This window comes from Bradyrhizobium sp. AUGA SZCCT0105 (assembly GCF_018129565.1).
In the GTDB taxonomy this organism is placed as follows: domain Bacteria; phylum Pseudomonadota; class Alphaproteobacteria; order Rhizobiales; family Xanthobacteraceae; genus Bradyrhizobium.
On record NZ_JAFCMK010000002.1, the window covers coordinates 208593 to 224290 of the forward strand.

Genomic DNA, 15698 nt, shown 5'->3' on the forward strand with positions numbered 1-15698 from the left:
GGCGACAATGTGCCATACATTGCGCTCGGGACGCGTCGGTCCTTTGGGGTAAGTAGACATGAATGTGAGCATCCAACCGGGTCGTTCCGGCGCTGAGCCGTGCTCTTTCGAGGCCGGCGCGTACGCCAGAACCACAGATGGAGTCGTTTCGATCATCGGTGGCGGTGAAGATGGCTACATGGTCGCGCGGATCACGCGAGCCGAGGAAGCCTTCTATCGCGCCGATGAGCTGTCCCGCTGGGCACCGCAGTTCGGTGAAGGTGTTGTTGAAGCTGGCAATGACGAATGCGTTACGGGCGTCGTTGTTGAAGCTGGCGACAAAACTTCGCTGGTCAAATGGCCCGGCTTCGTCCGTCCGCAAACCTGGCTCAATTCCGACCTTGAGCCAGCTTGGACAAACTGAACGTCTGCCAGCTTCACGCCCCGCTCGTGCGATTTAGCGCGAGCGGTTTCTATTTTTCAAAGGAGCCAATTTTGACGTCACCCTTAGCTGCCAACGACAATCGAAAGCCGGCCAAGCTGCTTCGATATTGCGAACTGAACGACACTCGCGGCATCACCTACACCCGCCGTCATCTCTATACGCTGGAGGCCGAGCGCAAATTTCCCAGGCGCGTTCAGCTTGGCGAGAACCGTGTTGGCTGGATCGAATCCGAGATCGACGATTGGATTGCACAGCGGGCCGCTAGTCGCGCTGCGTAGCGTCGATTTTGCAATGCTTCCCATGCGCTTCCCAAATTTGGGAAGCACGTAGCAACTGGGAAGCACCCACCATGTAACTTATTGAAAACGCTGGTGGGGGAGGCAGGACTCGAACCTGCGAAGCCATGAGGCGGCTGATTTACAGTCAGCTCCCTTTGCCACTCGGGACACTCCCCCGTCCAACAGCATCAGACCGGCCGCGCGAGTGGCGGCGGACCGGGTCATCGAAATGACGCTGATAACCGGCCGACCCCAAACGGGTGCGCGGTCGGGCGCGTTTATGGGCGAAGGCGGTCCCCAAAGTCAACCAAGCGGGCCGCCTATTTGCCGGTTAAATTGCCAATATTCGGGAGCCGTGACACAAGCCTCACATGAGTGATCGCGACCGCAGACCCAATTTCCGAGGCAAGGGCGGTAAACCCTTCCAAAAAGGGCCGAAATTCGGCCGCCCGCCGGCCCGGCGGGAGCGCGAATCCGGTTCCGACGGGCCGGTGATTCTATATGGCTGGCACACGGTGGCGGCCGCGCTTGCCAACCCGGACCGCCAGATCCGCAAGCTTTACCTCACCGAGAACGCCGCCAAGCGCCTTGCCGACGAAAACATCGCGACCCGGGTCACCCCGGAGATCGTCCGGCCCGGCGATATCGACCGGCGCCTCACCCCCGATGCCGTGCATCAGGGCCTTTTGGCGGAGGCCGATCCCCTGCCCTCGCCCGGCATCGACACGCTGGCGCAGGAGGGCATCGTGCTGGTGCTCGACCAGATCACCGATCCGCACAATGTCGGCGCCATCCTGCGCTCGGCAGCGGCATTTGCGGTGAAGGCGATCGTCACCACCGCCCGCCACAGCCCGGAGGCGACCGGCGTGCTGGCGAAGTCCGCCTCCGGCGCGCTCGAGCTGGTACCGATGGTGACCGTGCAGAATCTGGCGCGCGCGCTGAACGAACTGAACGACCACGGCTTCCAGACCGTCGGCCTCGACAGCGAGGGCACCGAGGATCTCGGCAAGGTTCAGTTGCAGCAGCCGATCGCGCTGGTGCTCGGCGCCGAAGGCAAGGGCTTGCGGCAATTGACGCGCGAGACCTGCCGCGTCGTCGCCCGCCTCGACATGCCGGGCGAGATCAAGAGCCTCAACGTCTCGAACGCCTGTGTGCTCGCGCTCTATATCGGCGCCAGCCGGCTCGGGCTGATGTAAGCGAAAACGCCCGCTCGCTTGACGCGAACGGGCGCTGATATCTTTTCGATCGATCGTTGGATCAGTAGTAGCGGCGCAGCACCGGATGGCCGTAGCGGTGCGGCGCGTACCCGTAGCGATAGCCGTAGTGCCGATAGTGATGGCGGTAGCCGTAGTGGCGATAGCCGTAATACGGGCGGCCATAGCCTTGGCGGTAGTACGGACGCGGCGCCCAATTGCCCGGGCCGGCGTAGCTCGGTCCCTGGTTGACGTAATAGTACTGCTGCGCTGCATCGGGGTAGGCCGCATCCGGGTCAGGCAGGCGTTCGACTGCGCCGTAACCGCCATAGCCGTAGCCGTAGCCGTAGCCACCGCAGCCGCCGCAGCCATAGGTCACGGCAGGCGCGGCATAAACCGGCGCACCGCAAGGGTTGAAACCGCACGCCATTGCGGGCGCGGTCACCATGACGGCCACGGCCGCAATCAGTCCTTTGATCATTTGACGCATTACTCTCTCCTGATGGTCTCTCTGTTCGTCGCTTAGCTCTTGGTGGCTATGAAGGCGCCCCGCGAGGGGCTGTTGATTTGGAGCAGTTGATTTAGGGTCCTCGGGGACGCGGTGGCCGCGGGACCGGTCCCGGCAGCGGCTGCGGCCCGTTGAATTGCGGCGCGTAGATCACCGGCGGCGGATCGACCGGCACGCTGGACTGCGCCGGCAGTGGCGCTGACCGGGCCGACCACGATTCATGATAGCTCTCGGCCGGCTGCGGCAGGCGGCGGTTGGCCGGTGGCTCGATCTCGAGACGGCCGTAACCCGGCATGTGGCCGAGGCTCGGATAATAATGGCCGACATTCGGCTGGGGATCGATCGGGCGGCCGCCATAGACGGTCGGCACCATCGAGTCGTTGCGGGCCAGCCCCATCGCGCTTTCGACCACGGCGTAGGACGCGTCGACGCCATTGATGATGATGGGCACGCCGGGGCGATTGGGCACGACGATGTCGAAACCGCCGCCGGCCAGCGCCGTCGAGGTCATCGCAGCCAATATCGCCAGCGCAAGACTTCCGCGCATGTTCTACCCAGCGTCCCGAATTGTTCCACCCGCAGCCTAATCCAACGGCTTGGCGGAAGGGTTAAGGACGCGGGCCAAACTGGCGGTAAGCCTAACGCGTAAGCATCGGCATCCGGTCAATGCGGCCGTGCGGGATCAGAAATCGTTAACGGCGGTCCGGCGCGGGAGCATGATCCGGAAAAGTGCGAAGCGGTTTTCCGAAGAGATCATGCTCAAAAGAGCCGTTGCTGCGTCAGGTGAAGGCATTCTCGATGATCGAGTGGATGCCGATCGCAATCGTGACCGCGCCGACCGCCATTTGCAGGCCGCGATTGGCCCAGGTCAGCCAGCGCGCGGAGGCCGCGAGCGGCACCGCGATCACGCTGGACAGCACGCCCATCCCGATCATCGAGCCGACGCCGAACAGCGCAACATAGCCGAGCCCGATCACCGGGTTTGGGGCCTGCGACACCGTCAGCACCAACAGCGCCGCCGAGCCCGCCATGCCGTGCATCAGGCCGACCAGCAGCGTCCGCCAGCGGAAGCCGTGGGCGTGGCTGTGCGCCGTGCGGACGTGCGGGCTGGTGGACGCAAGCGCCACGGTGGACGCACGCGCCACGGTTTCGCCGGCATGGCTGTGGGCGTGGAAATGCGTCATGCCGTCGCCATGCGAATGGGTGTGGAAGTGCACGCGATCGCGCCACAGCCGCCACCACACATGCGCGCCGAGACCGACCAGCATGACGCCGACCGCGGTCTCGATCGGCTGCGCCACCGTCGCGGGGATCGCGTGCCCGAGCAGGATCGCGGCGCCGGCGAAGACGAACAGCGTGAGCGTGTGACCGAGGCCCCAGGTCAGGCCGTGCTTGACAATGTCACCGACATGGGTACGGCGCGCCGCGATGCTCGATACCGCCGCGATGTGATCCGGCTCAAGCGCATGCTGCATGCCGAGCAGAAAGCCAAGACTCAAGATTCCGAACATCAATCCCCCGCGCCGGCGCGTGACGGCAGATCAAACACCACATCGCTGACCTTGTCAGGCCGGCACCTCGTCAAACCAGCACCTCGTCAAACAGGCCTTGCATCGCCGACCAGGCGCGGCGGTCAGCCCGCGCATCGTAGAGCGCCGCCTTCATGATCGAGCCGTCGGCGGCCGGGTTGGCAAAACCGTGCAGCGTGTTGCCGTAGCTGATCACCTGCCAGTCGGCAACCTTGGCGGCGCGCATCTCATTCTCGAACGCCGCGACCTGGTCGGAAGGCGCCAGCGGATCGTCGGCTCCGGTCAATACCAGCACGCTCGCCCTCACCCTACCCGCTGCCGCAGGCTGCGTGGTCGAGAGCACGCCATGGAAGCTGACGACGGCCTTGAGATCGGCGCCGTCGCGTGCGAGCTCAAGCACGACCGTGCCGCCGAAGCAGAAGCCGATCGCCGCGCAACGGGTAGCGTCGACCTCGGGCAATGCCGTGAGCGTCGCGAGCGCGGCGCGGGCACGTGCGCGGAGCGTAGCGGGATTGGTGCGCAAATGACCGATCAGCGTCATTGCCTGCTGCAGATCGGCCGCCTGCCGCCGTTCGCCGAACATGTCGGCGGCGAACGCCACATAGCCACGCTCGGCAAGCCTGCGCGCCCGCTCCATCGCGAAATCGCCGAATCCGAGCCCTTCGTGGAACACCAGCACGCCCGGACGTTTCACGCCGCGGTCCTCGAACGCAAGATAGCCGCGCAAACTGGCGTCGCCGGCAGCGTAGTCGACGTCACCAGTGTGCATGCAATTCTCGTTAAAGACCGCATCATCCGGGACGCATCATGCGCGAGAGTTACGGAACTTCACACTGGTTTGAACGCAGGGCAAGACCGCGTCGGAACGGTCGCGGCACGGCGAGATTAGCTCTCCACGACGACAAGAGGAGAATCTCGCATGACACGATTCAAAATCCACGGTGCCTTCCTTGGCGCAGCGGCCCTGCTCGCATCCGTGCTGGCAGGCCCCACGATGGCGCAACAGACGATTGCCACGGCTATGCGCTGCTCGAACGCCAATCCGGACGCCCGATGCCAGGCGATGGGATCAGACACCGCCTATCGCCATCATATCTACCGGCGGGACCGCGACTGGCAGAATCCAGGCTGGCAAGACAGTTACAATCGGGTTGACCCTGGCCCGTTCGGGCCCGTCGACGCCGCGGCCGGCGTGGTCGGCGGCGCGGTCGGCACGGCGGCTGCGATCGCGACCGCCCCGTTCGGCGGCCCCGACTATGCCCGCACCCCGATCGGCGGCGAGGAATATGCCCGGCAGAACGGCTTTGTCTGCACCCCCGGCACCTGGTTCCGCGGCGGCGACGGCCTGCGACATCCCTGCCAGTAGCTCAGGCGAACCGCTGACGCGCAAAAGGCGGCCTTCGGGCCGCCTTTTTGCCGCCTGGCCGGTGGAGGCGAAGGGTCGATCCCAACCTCCCGGGTTCTGGCCTTCAGGTTCTGGCCCCGGCGCACCAAGTCTGCTATGCGAGCGCGCAAATCATACCCGTGTCGCCGGCTTAGCTCAGCGGTAGAGCAGCAGTTTTGTAAACTGAAGGTCGGGGGTTCAATCCCCTCAGCCGGCACCATCTTTTCACGAAATCAATGAAGCGGGTCAGTTGACCGTGCCCGGTACGGGGTACCCAACGTGGTCGCTTTGGAGGCCGGAGCGTTGGACAACCGGTGGTGGAGGCTTGCACTCGCCGAAAACATCCCGCAAAATTGCGCAACAGGGAGCCACAAGCGGATTTCGGGCAGGCACCGGATGACGGAAAAGCAGTTGCGGGTGAGGACGTCGTTGCTGAAGGCAATGCTGCTGGTCTCTGCCCTGCTGATGGGCTACTCGGATCTCATCACCACCAACGAGATCCTGCAGCGGGGAATGGGCGAGCTGAACCCGTTCATGTGGCTCACCCAGGAGTGGCTGGGTGAATGGTGGCTTGTTGCCAAACTGGGATTGACCTACCTCGTGATATGGTTGCTTTGGCACGGCAACAGCGAACGTCAAATGGCTTATGTGGTGGCCCTCATTGCACTGCCCGTCTACAACAATCTGTTCATCCTCGCGGGCGCCAACTGAGCCGACCTTGCGGTTGTGCTGACGAGCCGCCGGTCGCGCTGCTTGGCAGAGTTGCCGAAGCTCGCTGTTTCACAATGGACACGGCCAGACGCGGTTCTGATAATGGACTGGTCCTACTATCTCGTCGGCGTTGCCGTTGTCCTGCTCCTGGTTGCCTATCGCCTGCATGGCGGGCTGTACAGGAAGGACAAGCTGCGCGACGAGCGACTGAATCGGCTGATCGATGAACGCATCGATCGCCTGGACCTGAAGCGCGACAAGCACGAGCCGTCCGAGCCATGAAGACCGGCGGACCAGGCCTCGTCGCGCGCAGCTTCAGTCGGCCGAGATCGACCGTCGACCGCAGCAGCCCCGCCAGCTCGTCGGAGAATACGGCAGCTCCGAGCATGGCGAAGCGGACTTTGTCGGCGGCGAACTGACCGCAGCACGGTTCTTCGACGCAGATGCCGACGCAGTCCGCTGCTGCAAATCTCTTGATGATCCCGTGAATGCCGACCGTGCCGCCGCCGGTGTTGCCTTCAAACCGAAGTGCCTGGGCATCGAGTCCTCCATCCATATCGACACGGCTTGCGCCGCGCGTTGTCCTTTGACCAAGCCGAGCATGTATTCGCGGTTCAATCAAAGAGACTCGCTTGGATTACCCACAACGTTTAACGGAGGCCGTAGTCTTCCGGTCTCCACGAGATGGCTCACACCGTCTACGGCACGCACGGGAGTACGCAAGGCACGGGTGACTCGTCGAATGAGCCTCGCTCGCTCGCCAGCAAGGTTGGATGATGACCGTCATCTCAGCATGCTTCGCGAAACGCAACCCAAGCGCGCCGCGGATGTCGGCGATCATCCAGCCTAGCCGGTCGATATCGACCGCAGCCGGGAACAGCCGGACGCCCTGTGCATTGGCAGGAATCGTGGAATCGTCCCCGTAGCATCCCCCATCCCTTGCCTTGTTTCTGTCCTTGCAGCCCGAAACGCGGTATGCAGAATGTAGGATGGGACTCAGCCAATGACCTATTTGATCCTTGCCCGGGACGGCACCAGTCAAATCGTGCTGAAGCGCGACAGCGAAGACGCGGCCGAGAAGAAGGCGCGCGAGCTGAAGGAGATGGGTTGGTTCGAGGTCGAGGTCCGCGAGGACAAGGCCGGCCACCCGGTTACGGCTACGGTGACCGATCGGCCCAACACCCTTCAATGACGCCTGCCCTTCATGGCGTCTTCCCTCCATGACGGCTCGATGAACCTTTGCCGGACGGCCCTTACACATGTGTGAGGAGCCTACGATGTCCGACACAGCCCATTATCGCTTCCAGTCCGATCAGGCGCGACGGCTGGCCCGCCAGGTCACCGACGCCGCGGTGCGCGAAAAGCTGCTCGAAATGGCCGAGGAGTATGGCCGCTACGCCGACCAGATCGAAGCCCGCAGCATCGAACCGGCACCTGCCCAGGCGATGGCTCATTAGGCTCAGCCCGCCCGCTCCCGCCGGCGCACCGGGCCGATCGCGGCCAGGAAGCACCTCGCGAGACCGACGACCCAAGCTTTCAGGTCTGCTCTTGACGCACTTTCTAAAGCCTGCCGCCAAACCGCGCGAAAGCGTCTGAGGATTTGTTCGGAACATTATGCGCCCTCACGCGATTTTCCCCGCATGAGGGTTCGCGAAATCAACCGCAATTTACTCTTTCTGGGCAGCTTCACGCTGCTGAGCGTGGCCGCCGCCGGCATCGTCGCCCTGCTCGATCCGGCGCCCGCGCCGGCCAGCGCCGCGCCCCGGCCGGCCGCGAATCAGGCGCCGGTCCCAAGCCAAGCACCGGCCCAGACGCCGGTCCGGATCGTCGGTACCCCGTTCGTCCCGAACACCAATCCCCGCCAGCGCTGACCGCCCTCGCGCCCAGGCACGTCACAATTTTGTCACCGCGCCTGCAAAACAGGCGTCTTCATCAACCATCATGATGGCGAGTGCTTGATTCCGCGGGGTTGCTCTGATGCAATCCGCGCGCTCAAGGTGCGCCATGAAGTGGATGAAGGAACGCGATCTCCTGATCGCGCAGACAATGGCTTTCGTACAGTCGGTGAAGGGCAAGCTGCCCGACGCCGAGCTGCCGACGGCTGCCCCGCGGACCGCCGTGCCACCAGCACCTGCCCCGCTGCCCGCCACCGCGTCGGTCGAGGCAGCCTTTGACGCAGAGCCAGCCTTTGACGCAAAGCCCGCCGTGGAGGCAAAGCCCGCCCTGGAGATCAAGCCTGCGGCCGAGGTCCAAAGGGTGGTCATGCCGCCGCCGCTGCCGGTGCCGACCGTGCTCGAGGGCCTGCCCCCCGCGCCGCCGCCTTTGACGGTGACCGTCGTGGAAGTCCCGCCGCCGGCGCAGCCGCCGCAATTTGCCAAGCTCGACATCAGCGGCGACTTCGGATCCGAGGTGCGCGAGCGGGTGGCCAATTTCCGCGCGCAGCAGCAGCGTTTCCTCAAGGAGCGCGAGGAATACTGCACCACGACCATGGCCAAGGTCCGCGCTGCGATCCGCGACAACAGCGAGTTGCCGCGCTCCGGCAAGTAACCGGCCCCCTTTAATCTCCGAATCGTTCGCTGACCTTCAGCCGCGCGCGCCCGGTTTCACCGGCTCGGTCAGGAAGCGTCCGCTCGATCGAGCCGGCGTCGGCTCCTCCACAGCGTCGACAGCAGGCTGCTTGCCTTCCAAAATCGATCGCAGGCCGGCCACGGCCTGGGTCATCCGTTCGGCGAATTTGGCCGCGGCGCCATCGAGGAACGCCTTGTCCTTCGGCTTCGGCTTGGCGATCCGCAGCTCGAAGCGGGACGTTCCGTCCGGGCCGTCCAGAACGGCGCGGGTCATGATGATGCGCGGGGCTCCGGGCACCGGCAGCGTGATGCCGACCGTGAAGTAGTCGACCGGACGCCAGTCGAGCGTCTCCTCGACGTTGGTATGGTTGCCGTGCGCGCAATGATTTTTGGTGCCGACACCGCGTCGCCCCTTGCCTGACTCCTCGATGATGTCGTCGGCGTCCCACCATTTCCGCCATTGCCCGGGCACGGTGATGAACTCCCACACCGTCTGCCGCGGCGCGGCGATGTCAAACTCCAGTATCGCGTAGGCGTCTTCGCGCGTCACCTCCATCCGCGTTTGCGCGTCGTCATGCTGCCACGCCGTTTCGAGATCGCGCGCCCACAGCGTCACATCGCCGATGATGTCGATGGTTTCGTGATGGGGGATGAGACCTTGCGCCACCGGGTCGACGCCCATGGCGCGGATCGCGGCGTCGCTGTAGAGCGCGTAGGCGCGGCCGCCGAGCTTCTCACCGACGCTGTTCTTGAGCAGCCGGTGGACCAGAATGACGTCGCGCCCGGCGAGCTCTTCCCGGCCGCCCATCTTCTGCTTCACCATCTCGCCGTGATGGACGACGAATTTGAAATCGAGATCGCCCATCGCGACGCAGGCCTTGCACTCGCAGGTCGAGGCCTGGCGAACGTCGCGCAGCCGCCGGCGGAATTTGAAATAGGCGCCCTCGATCGCGTCCTGCAGCAGCGAGCCGTCGATTGTCCCGGTCGAGTAGACGAACGCGGCGTCGCCCTCGAATTTGGCGAGGCGAAATGGCGGGCGCAGCCCTTTCACCACCACGTCCATGAAATCGGCGATGATGTCCTGCGCATGGTCGAGCTCGACCGCCGCGAGGAAGTTGGTGTAGCCGGAAATGTCGGCAATCGCGAAATACGCCGCTTCAGCCTTCGGAAGCATGGAGACCTCCCGCGTAACCTTTTCGTGCGATGGCGCAGTCTGTCACACCGCGCCATACGAGGTCGAGGGCGGCGCTCCTTGTTCTGACGCGTTTTCTGAGCGCGAACCGGTACCCACTTCGCTTGAAAACGCTCTAGCGGCCGCCGATCTTCTGCAGCACCGGCAGCAGATGCTTTGCGAACTCGCTTGGGTTCTCGCTCATCGGGAAATGCCCGAGGCCTTTCATGATGGTGGCCTCACTGCCGGCAATGCTGTTCGCCACCGCCAGCGTCTCCTCCGGCGTGCAGGAATAGTCGTACTCGCCCGACAGCAGGAACAGCGGGCAGCGCTGGGTGTCGATCTCGGCGACGCGGGCGCGGATATCGCCGTCGATCTTGTAGAAATAGAGGTCGCCCTTGAACACGCCGGGCCCGCCCTGCATGTAGTGCCACAGCGTCTCCCACCGCTCATTGTCGGGCGCGTCGGGCCCGACCAGGCCCGAGACGATGGCGGCCGCGACCTCGCCGCCATGCACGTCCGGCCGGTGCAGGAAATTCAGGTCGTAATAGGGATCGACATGCGCGCCGGCCTGCAGGCCGATGATCGCACGGAAGCGTTCGGGATGCTCGAGCGCGAGATGCAGCGCGATCCGGCCGCCGATCGAGCAGCCGATCACGATCGGCCTGTCGAGGTCGAGCGCCTCCATCACGGCCAGGATCATCGCCGTGTATTGCGCCGAGGTGAGCTGGTATTCCTCGTCGTGCCAGCCCTGGGGCGGCGACGACTTGCCGTGCCAGGGCATGTCGAAGGCGATGACGCGATGGTTGCGCGTGACCCGCGGATCGTTCATCAGGCCGCGATATTGCCGCCCGTCGGCGCCCGCGGTGTGCAGGCAGAGCAGTGGCGTGCCCTCGCCGGCCTCCTCGACATAGACGCGGTGCGCCCGGCCTGACAGTTCGAGATGCATGTAGCGGCCGATGATCGGTTCGAATCTGGCGCTCATGCGGCCGCTCCCTCGCGGCGCAGCTTGCCGAGCGCCTCCTTGAAATAACGCAGGTTCGCCATGAAGATCTGCAGCTCGCCCTCGGCCTTCAGCACACGGCGCTTGATCAGCGCCATCAGGTCGTTCGAGCCCGGCGGCGGCCGCTTTTCGCAGAACCGGTCCCACTCCTCGTCCGAGGTGCGCAGCGCGAAGGACGACGACGGCATCACGAACGGGCCCCTCGTCACAGCGACGATGCGGCCCTCATGGATCGCGATCAGCCAGGCGGCCTTGCCGATCTCGAGCAGGAAAGTCGTGGTCAGGTAGCGGCCGCGCCGCACCAGGCCGGCGTCGCAATTGACCCGTTCCTTCAGCATCTCGATCATGACAGCTCCCCCCCGATCGCGGCCCGTCCGCGCAGGCCGCAGCGGGCACTTCTGCCGACAATGATGGAAGGAATGGCTGGGCCGTCAATCGTTACAGGCGTCGCGCGGCCACGGCGTTTTCGCGTGGGCCGCTACATACAGGCTTTGGCTGGAGCCAAATTTCCCTAGAGCCACGACCAGACCAGCGCCACGTTGGCGGCACAGGCTGCGAGCAGCACAACCGCAAGCGCGAGCTGCACGCGTTCGTAGGGGGGCTGGTGGATCGCTCTCATGGCTCGGAGCATCCGGCGATTCTACCCGAGGAGTCCCAGAGATTCTTTTTTCCGGGGTTTACCGCTCATTAAGGACTCAGGCCCTCCGGCAAAAGGTCCGAAATGACTCATGTTTTCAGATGCTTGCCCGAATCCAGCTCACGGTTCCGTGATCGGAACGGCGATCTCGTGTGAAACCCGGGACGGGGCCCTGGCGTTGTCGGTTGTTTGGGGAAACGACGAATGCCGTACGCGCTATTCTACCAAGACGCCAAGCTGAGCAAGGCCTACCCGACCGAGGCCGATGTCTGGAAGCTTGCCCGGAAGTCGGGCCTGGTGGTGGATACCGTCTCCGAGGAGGAGAAGTCCTCGCCGCGCCCGGTGCTGGACAATGACTACGAGATCCGGCCGTGCCAGCCCGAGCCGAATGAGGACCCGGTCAAGAACAAGGCCGATGCCGATCGCGAAGCGCGTCTGGAGCCGCGGTTGAACTGAGGGACAGTTGGTCGTCCGGTGCGCAGGCGCGGACCGGATGTCGATGCGGCCGTCGTGTTGCCCTTACGGCGTCGCCGTCGCTAGCGACGCCTGTTCGGCGGCGAGCGACACGCAGATTTTCCGCCGATGCAGACCGCGGATCGACCCGGTCACCTTGAGCACCTTCCCGGCCGTGCAGGAGGCGTCCTGCACGAACACGACCTCGTAAGGCGCAAGCGCCAAGGGTTCGGATTTCAGGATGGTCTGGGCAAAGCACGGCACAGAGACCGCAGAGATGATCAGCCCTAACGCAAAGCTACGCATGTTTGTTTGTCCACCAGCCCGGCGATCCCACAATAGCGCATCACGATGAAAGTTCCGTGCAATGCAGGAATTATTTTTTGCATTGCACGATCAGGCCTGAACATCGGGTGAATGTGGGTGCGCGGGCCCGCGGCAGGCCAACAAAGCGGCAGGCCAACAAAAAAGGCCGACCCGAAGGCCGGCCTTTCGATCTCGATGATACGACGACGCGATCAGTAGCGGGAGCCCACCGGACCGCCCCAGCCGAAGCGGTAGTTGACCCCGAGCTTGACGGTGTGCTCGTCGTTCCGGAAGCTCGCACCGACAACGTCGGCCGGACCGCTGGTGAACGTCGTCTTGCCGAAATTGTAATACTGGTACTCGGCCTTCGCCGACCAGTTCGGGGCGAACATGTATTCGAGGCCCGCGCCGACCGTGTAGCCGTCCTTGTGACCGCCATCGGTGGTGAAGGCCGCCGGCACGCCGCCGACCGACGCCGTGATGTTGTTGTTGTCGCGCCAGGCGTAGCCGCCCTTGGCGTAGAGCAGCGCCGGACCCCAGGTGTAGCCGAGGCGGCCGGTCACCGAACCGAGCTGGTCGGTATTGCCGGTCACGACCGTTCCGGCGGGGAACGTCAGGCCATTGTTCGAGGAGCTCGGCAGCCAAGAGTACTGCGCCTCGACACCCATCACCCAGTTGGGCGCGAACTGATAGTCGAAGCCGCCCTGCACGCCACCCATGAAGCGCGCGTCGCTGCCCATCAGATTGGTGCCGTCGGTGAACGCGCCGCCGACATGACCGCCGATATAGAAGCCGGTCCAGTTGTAGACGAGCGCCGGGGCGGTATAGGGCGGCGGTGCCTTGGTATAGGTCCGGGCCGGGATATCAGCCGCAAATGCCGGGCCCGCAAGGGCGGCCAGCGCGACTGTGCCGAGCAAGAACGTCTTCATCTCTGATCCCCGTTACGAACGCTGCGCTGTTAAGCCAAACAACGTGACGCCAATTAGGTTGCTTTGGGGCAATGCCTGACCTGTGATGTTTCCGACCTGTGACAGGGTCGCAACAACGCCCGTTTGTTCCTTGGCACAGAAGGTTTTTTTCACGGGTTAAGCAGCCGCATTTCGGCTGTATGTAAGTCGCAAACGGCTAAGGTGAAGTTCAGCGCTCCCCGAAAAGTGATCGGAGTTCGCTAACGGTCTGCTCAGGCTTGCTGCTGCGACGGCCCGCTGTGCCCCAAAGCGCGATGAGATCGCGCTTTGGCTCCTTGTTTGGGCATGATCTCCGCGCAAACGCTACGCGTTTGTCGCGAGGGAAAACCGCTTCGCACTTTTCCGGATCATGCCTAGCGCGCCATTTTTTCCAGATCCGGAAATGCCGCGTAGGACGCGCCGGCGCAGGGCTCGGCGGCGTTGTCGAGGATGCGGTCGAGCCGGCCGTCGACGAACAGGACGCCGCGCTCCCGGGCCGGGCGGTAATTGCCGTCGGTATCCTTTGCGCTGTAGCGCAGGCAGACCACGTAGCGCAGCCGGCCGCCGACCGTGCGCTGCACCGGCTCGGCAATCCCGGCTTCGCGGACCCCGACCGGATTGTTCAGGTAGGTCCGCATGAAGGCCAGGATCTGGTCGCGGTACCGGTCCGGAAACGGCTGGTTGGCGACGCCGCGATCGTCGGTGAAAGTGGTCGAGCTTCCGCCGTCGTCGCTGGTGAGGCAGCCGGCAAGCGGGATCGAGAGCAGCAGGATCGCCGCCAGTTTTGATGAAGTCCGCAAACGACGCTGTTTCATGAGTCCCCGGCCGCGTCTCATAAACCGCCAGGCGGGGAATTCGCAACTCGCTTGTTCCTGCCGAGCCGGCGCCCAGCGTCGCAACGGAAGCCCCGACGCACTCCGGCCCGCCGCCATTGGGGAAGCAATGGACGGACGGGCCGGTTCTGCATCCCAAGGGCGCAGCGGGGCAATGTGGATCGAACGACGCCCTTCGGATCAGGCTCAGCCGCGCTTGATCAGCCGCGCTTGGCCGGCACGACGTGCTTGGTGGCGACCTTCGCATGGATGTGCTTGGTCGCATGCTTCGGCGCCTTCACCTTCAGCATGCCCATGTGCTTGTGGTGGCGGTGATGGCGATAGTGCTTGTGGTGCATCTTGGCGTTGGCGTTGCGCACCTTCGACGGCAGCTGCTCGCTCTTGATGACGGGAGCGGCCTTGGTCGCCGGGGCGGTCGTGGTCACCGGCGCGGGCGCAGCAGTCTTGCCGGCCTCAGCGGCGAGCGCGGGCGCTGCGATCACGGACATGGCGAGCAGCGCGGCGGAAATCGTCTTCAGCATGGTGGTCTCCTCTGCGGGATCGAGAGGTCTCCGGCCGGATGGTCGGCCTCACCGATCAATGCACGTGACCTTATGGGCCGCGCACTGAACCCGTTCTGAAGGGCGCTGACGGTATTCATTCATGTGAATGACATCTTGGTCATGTTGGCCGTCCCCACCGGCGAGGATCACGCAATCGTGGGACCAGGCGGGAATGTTCTGCACCCTCGGGTGTTCAAGTCAGCAGGCTTGGGTGTAGGATTACCGAGCACGATCAGGAACGATCAGGAGCAACCAGGAATGAGCAGGACGACGAAATTTTTGGGCCTCGCAGTGCTCTCGATGACGCTCGCCGCCGGGCCGGTCATCTCGGCCTACGCCGCAGGCGGCGACAATCCCTCCCCGCCGGCTTCCGACAGCGGCAGCAAGAGCAAGAAGGCGAAGAAGGACAAGAGCTCCGCGATCGACGATCAGAAGTTCCTGGCCGGCTATCACGCCGCCTATGCCACGATCTACGACAAGCACGACTATACCGCCGCGATCGACCAGCTGAAGGCGCTCGGTCAGGATGACCGTGCCGACGTCGCCAACCTGATCGGCTATTCCTATCGCAAGCTCGGCGACTACAAGGTCTCGCAGATCTGGTACGAGCGCGCACTCAAGGCCGACCCGGCCCATGTGCGCACCTGGCAGTATTACGGCCTCTGGCAGGTCGAACAGGGCAACCGCGATCAGGCGCAATACCACCTCAACCGCATCGCCCAGCTCGCCGGTACCAGCAGCGACGAATATCGCTCGCTCGCCGCAGCGCTGGAGAAGCCCCCGGGCACCGGCCTGGTTTACTGAGCAGGCGAACCGTTCAAACATCAAGCCGGCGCGGTCATGCAGGACCCGCCGGCTTTTTGCTGCGCCGTAAAGCCGCAGGATGGGTGGAGCGCAGCCTACGGGTAGTGCTCGAGGCGCCGGTCGGGCTTTTGCGGGCGGCTCGCGCCGACCGTGCTGCCGTCAGCTGGCTTCGCCGGGTGCGCGGCCTTCGCGATCGGCAGGCCGCCGTCGCCGGTCTGCTTGCTGGTGTTGATCGCCTGGCCGGTGGTGATGTTGGCGGCCTGCCCGGCCCCCGCTGAGCCGGCCGACGGACCGGAGCTCTGCGCCAACACGGTTCCCGATAGCACCAATGCCGCCATCAGTATTGCCGCGTTGACTGTCATGGAGGGGGCCTTCTGCGCATGAATGATGCACAGCAACGCGCCGCTG

At 64.3% G+C, this 15698-nt stretch carries 24 protein-coding genes and 2 tRNA genes; 13 read left to right on the forward strand and 13 right to left on the reverse strand.

Annotated elements, in window-relative coordinates:
* Positions 1–58: 58 nt before the first annotated feature.
* On the forward strand, positions 59–403 hold the full coding sequence (locus JQ573_RS09935) for a hypothetical protein (RefSeq protein ID WP_212309779.1): 345 nt from the start codon (positions 59–61) through the stop codon (positions 401–403).
* The gene (locus tag JQ573_RS09940; protein WP_249131576.1) at positions 391–702 is read left to right on the forward strand and encodes an AlpA family transcriptional regulator; all 312 of its coding nucleotides are present in this window, start codon (positions 391–393) and stop codon (positions 700–702) included. The genes JQ573_RS09935 and JQ573_RS09940 overlap by 13 nt, the downstream gene beginning before the upstream one ends.
* A 91-nt stretch (positions 703–793) precedes the next feature.
* Here the strand turns inward: JQ573_RS09940 and JQ573_RS09945 are convergent.
* A tRNA-Tyr gene (locus tag JQ573_RS09945) sits at positions 794–879 on the reverse strand.
* 194 nt (positions 880–1073) lie between these two features.
* Between JQ573_RS09945 and rlmB the strand changes: the two genes are divergently transcribed.
* Positions 1074–1898: a 23S rRNA (guanosine(2251)-2'-O)-methyltransferase RlmB gene (gene rlmB / locus JQ573_RS09950; protein WP_212309780.1), complete on the forward strand. Its 825-nt coding sequence runs from the start codon at positions 1074–1076 to the stop codon at positions 1896–1898.
* A gap of 61 nt (positions 1899–1959) precedes the next feature.
* Here the strand turns inward: rlmB and JQ573_RS09955 are convergent, their stop codons facing one another.
* The 4 genes from JQ573_RS09955 to JQ573_RS09970 all read right to left on the reverse strand — a co-directional run bounded on the left by JQ573_RS09955 (position 1960) and on the right by JQ573_RS09970 (position 4701).
* Positions 1960–2385, reverse strand: a complete 426-nt coding sequence (locus JQ573_RS09955) for a hypothetical protein (protein ID WP_212309781.1) — start codon at positions 2383–2385, stop codon at positions 1960–1962.
* A 91-nt stretch (positions 2386–2476) separates the two neighbouring features.
* Positions 2477–2950: a hypothetical protein gene (locus JQ573_RS09960; RefSeq protein ID WP_212309782.1), complete on the reverse strand. Its 474-nt coding sequence runs from the start codon at positions 2948–2950 to the stop codon at positions 2477–2479.
* A 232-nt stretch (positions 2951–3182) separates the two neighbouring features.
* Positions 3183–3914: an urease accessory protein gene (locus JQ573_RS09965; RefSeq protein WP_212309783.1), complete on the reverse strand. Its 732-nt coding sequence runs from the start codon at positions 3912–3914 to the stop codon at positions 3183–3185.
* Between the two features lie 70 nt (positions 3915–3984).
* Complete coding sequence (locus tag JQ573_RS09970) at positions 3985–4701, reverse strand: dienelactone hydrolase family protein (RefSeq protein WP_212309784.1); 717 nt, start codon at positions 4699–4701, stop codon at positions 3985–3987.
* Positions 4702–4851: 150 nt separating this feature from the next.
* Here JQ573_RS09970 and JQ573_RS09975 point away from each other — a divergent pair, with 150 nt between their 5' ends.
* The 8 genes from JQ573_RS09975 (at position 4852) to JQ573_RS10010 (ending at position 8574) form a co-directional block, all read left to right on the forward strand.
* The gene (locus tag JQ573_RS09975; RefSeq protein ID WP_212309785.1) at positions 4852–5298 is read left to right on the forward strand and encodes a hypothetical protein; all 447 of its coding nucleotides are present in this window, start codon (positions 4852–4854) and stop codon (positions 5296–5298) included.
* Between the two features lie 163 nt (positions 5299–5461).
* Positions 5462–5536, forward strand: a tRNA-Thr gene (locus JQ573_RS09980).
* Positions 5537–5712: 176 nt separating this feature from the next.
* Positions 5713–6027: a DUF5658 family protein gene (locus tag JQ573_RS09985; RefSeq protein WP_249131577.1), complete on the forward strand. Its 315-nt coding sequence runs from the start codon at positions 5713–5715 to the stop codon at positions 6025–6027.
* Positions 6028–6129: 102 nt separating this feature from the next.
* On the forward strand, positions 6130–6309 hold the full coding sequence (locus JQ573_RS09990) for a hypothetical protein (RefSeq protein WP_212309786.1): 180 nt from the start codon (positions 6130–6132) through the stop codon (positions 6307–6309).
* A 721-nt stretch (positions 6310–7030) separates the two neighbouring features.
* Complete coding sequence (locus tag JQ573_RS09995) at positions 7031–7219, forward strand: hypothetical protein (RefSeq protein ID WP_212309787.1); 189 nt, start codon at positions 7031–7033, stop codon at positions 7217–7219.
* A gap of 85 nt (positions 7220–7304) precedes the next feature.
* Positions 7305–7484 carry a hypothetical protein gene (locus JQ573_RS10000; protein ID WP_212309788.1) on the forward strand — a complete coding sequence of 60 codons (180 nt, stop codon included), beginning with the start codon at positions 7305–7307 and terminating at the stop codon, positions 7482–7484.
* 183 nt (positions 7485–7667) lie between these two features.
* Positions 7668–7898 carry a hypothetical protein gene (locus JQ573_RS10005; RefSeq protein WP_212309789.1) on the forward strand — a complete coding sequence of 77 codons (231 nt, stop codon included), beginning with the start codon at positions 7668–7670 and terminating at the stop codon, positions 7896–7898.
* A gap of 142 nt (positions 7899–8040) precedes the next feature.
* On the forward strand, positions 8041–8574 hold the full coding sequence (locus JQ573_RS10010; RefSeq protein ID WP_212310807.1) for a hypothetical protein: 534 nt from the start codon (positions 8041–8043) through the stop codon (positions 8572–8574).
* A 36-nt stretch (positions 8575–8610) separates the two neighbouring features.
* Here the strand turns inward: JQ573_RS10010 and JQ573_RS10015 are convergent, their stop codons facing one another.
* From JQ573_RS10015 to JQ573_RS10025, 3 genes are all read right to left on the reverse strand, one after another.
* Complete coding sequence (locus JQ573_RS10015; protein ID WP_212309790.1) at positions 8611–9768, reverse strand: DUF2652 domain-containing protein; 1158 nt, start codon at positions 9766–9768, stop codon at positions 8611–8613.
* A 133-nt stretch (positions 9769–9901) separates the two neighbouring features.
* Positions 9902–10750, reverse strand: coding sequence for an alpha/beta fold hydrolase (locus JQ573_RS10020; RefSeq protein ID WP_212309791.1), 849 nt, complete (start codon positions 10748–10750; stop codon positions 9902–9904).
* The gene (locus tag JQ573_RS10025) at positions 10747–11115 is read right to left on the reverse strand and encodes a hypothetical protein (protein WP_249131578.1); all 369 of its coding nucleotides are present in this window, start codon (positions 11113–11115) and stop codon (positions 10747–10749) included. Before JQ573_RS10025 ends, JQ573_RS10020 begins: the two co-directional genes overlap by 4 nt.
* A gap of 494 nt (positions 11116–11609) precedes the next feature.
* Here JQ573_RS10025 and JQ573_RS10030 point away from each other — a divergent pair, with 494 nt between their 5' ends.
* The gene (locus JQ573_RS10030; protein ID WP_212309792.1) at positions 11610–11861 is read left to right on the forward strand and encodes a hypothetical protein; all 252 of its coding nucleotides are present in this window, start codon (positions 11610–11612) and stop codon (positions 11859–11861) included.
* A 63-nt stretch (positions 11862–11924) separates the two neighbouring features.
* Here the strand turns inward: JQ573_RS10030 and JQ573_RS10035 are convergent, their stop codons facing one another.
* From JQ573_RS10035 to JQ573_RS10050, 4 genes are all read right to left on the reverse strand, one after another.
* On the reverse strand, positions 11925–12164 hold the full coding sequence (locus JQ573_RS10035) for a DUF6719 family protein (protein ID WP_050402822.1): 240 nt from the start codon (positions 12162–12164) through the stop codon (positions 11925–11927).
* Positions 12165–12376: 212 nt separating this feature from the next.
* Positions 12377–13093: an outer membrane protein gene (locus JQ573_RS10040; protein ID WP_212309793.1), complete on the reverse strand. Its 717-nt coding sequence runs from the start codon at positions 13091–13093 to the stop codon at positions 12377–12379.
* 392 nt (positions 13094–13485) lie between these two features.
* Entirely contained in the window at positions 13486–13926 is a 441-nt protein-coding gene (locus tag JQ573_RS10045; RefSeq protein ID WP_249131579.1) for a hypothetical protein, read from the reverse strand.
* Positions 13927–14144: 218 nt separating this feature from the next.
* The gene (locus JQ573_RS10050; RefSeq protein ID WP_212309794.1) at positions 14145–14465 is read right to left on the reverse strand and encodes a His-rich protein BRANT; all 321 of its coding nucleotides are present in this window, start codon (positions 14463–14465) and stop codon (positions 14145–14147) included.
* 279 nt (positions 14466–14744) lie between these two features.
* Between JQ573_RS10050 and JQ573_RS10055 the strand changes: the two genes are divergently transcribed.
* Positions 14745–15290 carry a lipopolysaccharide assembly protein LapB gene (locus tag JQ573_RS10055; RefSeq protein ID WP_212309795.1) on the forward strand — a complete coding sequence of 182 codons (546 nt, stop codon included), beginning with the start codon at positions 14745–14747 and terminating at the stop codon, positions 15288–15290.
* Positions 15291–15385: 95 nt separating this feature from the next.
* Here JQ573_RS10055 and JQ573_RS10060 read toward each other — a convergent pair whose 3' ends face one another.
* Positions 15386–15652: a hypothetical protein gene (locus tag JQ573_RS10060; protein ID WP_212309796.1), complete on the reverse strand. Its 267-nt coding sequence runs from the start codon at positions 15650–15652 to the stop codon at positions 15386–15388.
* Positions 15653–15698: the final 46 nt, after the last annotated feature.

Bases quoted from the DNA above. Each gene is read 5' to 3' on its own strand.
- JQ573_RS09955 (WP_212309781.1), bottom strand. From the start codon at position 2,385: ATGCGTCAAATGATCAAAGGACTGATTGCGGCCGTGGCCGTCATGGTG.
- JQ573_RS10030 (WP_212309792.1), top strand. From the start codon at position 11,610: ATGCCGTACGCGCTATTCTACCAAGACGCCAAGCTGAGCAAGGCCTAC.
- JQ573_RS09970 (WP_212309784.1), bottom strand. From the start codon at position 4,701: ATGCACACTGGTGACGTCGACTACGCTGCCGGCGACGCCAGTTTGCGC.
- JQ573_RS10015 (WP_212309790.1), bottom strand. From the start codon at position 9,768: ATGCTTCCGAAGGCTGAAGCGGCGTATTTCGCGATTGCCGACATTTCC.
- JQ573_RS10035 (WP_050402822.1), bottom strand. From the start codon at position 12,164: ATGCGTAGCTTTGCGTTAGGGCTGATCATCTCTGCGGTCTCTGTGCCG.
- JQ573_RS09975 (WP_212309785.1), top strand. From the start codon at position 4,852: ATGACACGATTCAAAATCCACGGTGCCTTCCTTGGCGCAGCGGCCCTG.
- JQ573_RS10040 (WP_212309793.1), bottom strand. From the start codon at position 13,093: ATGAAGACGTTCTTGCTCGGCACAGTCGCGCTGGCCGCCCTTGCGGGC.
- JQ573_RS09965 (WP_212309783.1), bottom strand. From the start codon at position 3,914: ATGTTCGGAATCTTGAGTCTTGGCTTTCTGCTCGGCATGCAGCATGCG.
- JQ573_RS10050 (WP_212309794.1), bottom strand. From the start codon at position 14,465: ATGCTGAAGACGATTTCCGCCGCGCTGCTCGCCATGTCCGTGATCGCA.
- JQ573_RS10055 (WP_212309795.1), top strand. From the start codon at position 14,745: ATGAGCAGGACGACGAAATTTTTGGGCCTCGCAGTGCTCTCGATGACG.
- JQ573_RS09995 (WP_212309787.1), top strand. From the start codon at position 7,031: ATGACCTATTTGATCCTTGCCCGGGACGGCACCAGTCAAATCGTGCTG.
- JQ573_RS09960 (WP_212309782.1), bottom strand. From the start codon at position 2,950: ATGCGCGGAAGTCTTGCGCTGGCGATATTGGCTGCGATGACCTCGACG.
- JQ573_RS10060 (WP_212309796.1), bottom strand. From the start codon at position 15,652: ATGACAGTCAACGCGGCAATACTGATGGCGGCATTGGTGCTATCGGGA.
- JQ573_RS09990 (WP_212309786.1), top strand. From the start codon at position 6,130: ATGGACTGGTCCTACTATCTCGTCGGCGTTGCCGTTGTCCTGCTCCTG.
- JQ573_RS10000 (WP_212309788.1), top strand. From the start codon at position 7,305: ATGTCCGACACAGCCCATTATCGCTTCCAGTCCGATCAGGCGCGACGG.
- JQ573_RS10005 (WP_212309789.1), top strand. From the start codon at position 7,668: ATGAGGGTTCGCGAAATCAACCGCAATTTACTCTTTCTGGGCAGCTTC.
- JQ573_RS09985 (WP_249131577.1), top strand. From the start codon at position 5,713: ATGACGGAAAAGCAGTTGCGGGTGAGGACGTCGTTGCTGAAGGCAATG.
- JQ573_RS10045 (WP_249131579.1), bottom strand. From the start codon at position 13,926: ATGAAACAGCGTCGTTTGCGGACTTCATCAAAACTGGCGGCGATCCTG.
- JQ573_RS10020 (WP_212309791.1), bottom strand. From the start codon at position 10,750: ATGAGCGCCAGATTCGAACCGATCATCGGCCGCTACATGCATCTCGAA.
- JQ573_RS10010 (WP_212310807.1), top strand. From the start codon at position 8,041: ATGAAGGAACGCGATCTCCTGATCGCGCAGACAATGGCTTTCGTACAG.
- JQ573_RS10025 (WP_249131578.1), bottom strand. From the start codon at position 11,115: ATGATCGAGATGCTGAAGGAACGGGTCAATTGCGACGCCGGCCTGGTG.
- JQ573_RS09935 (WP_212309779.1), top strand. From the start codon at position 59: ATGAATGTGAGCATCCAACCGGGTCGTTCCGGCGCTGAGCCGTGCTCT.
- rlmB (WP_212309780.1), top strand. From the start codon at position 1,074: ATGAGTGATCGCGACCGCAGACCCAATTTCCGAGGCAAGGGCGGTAAA.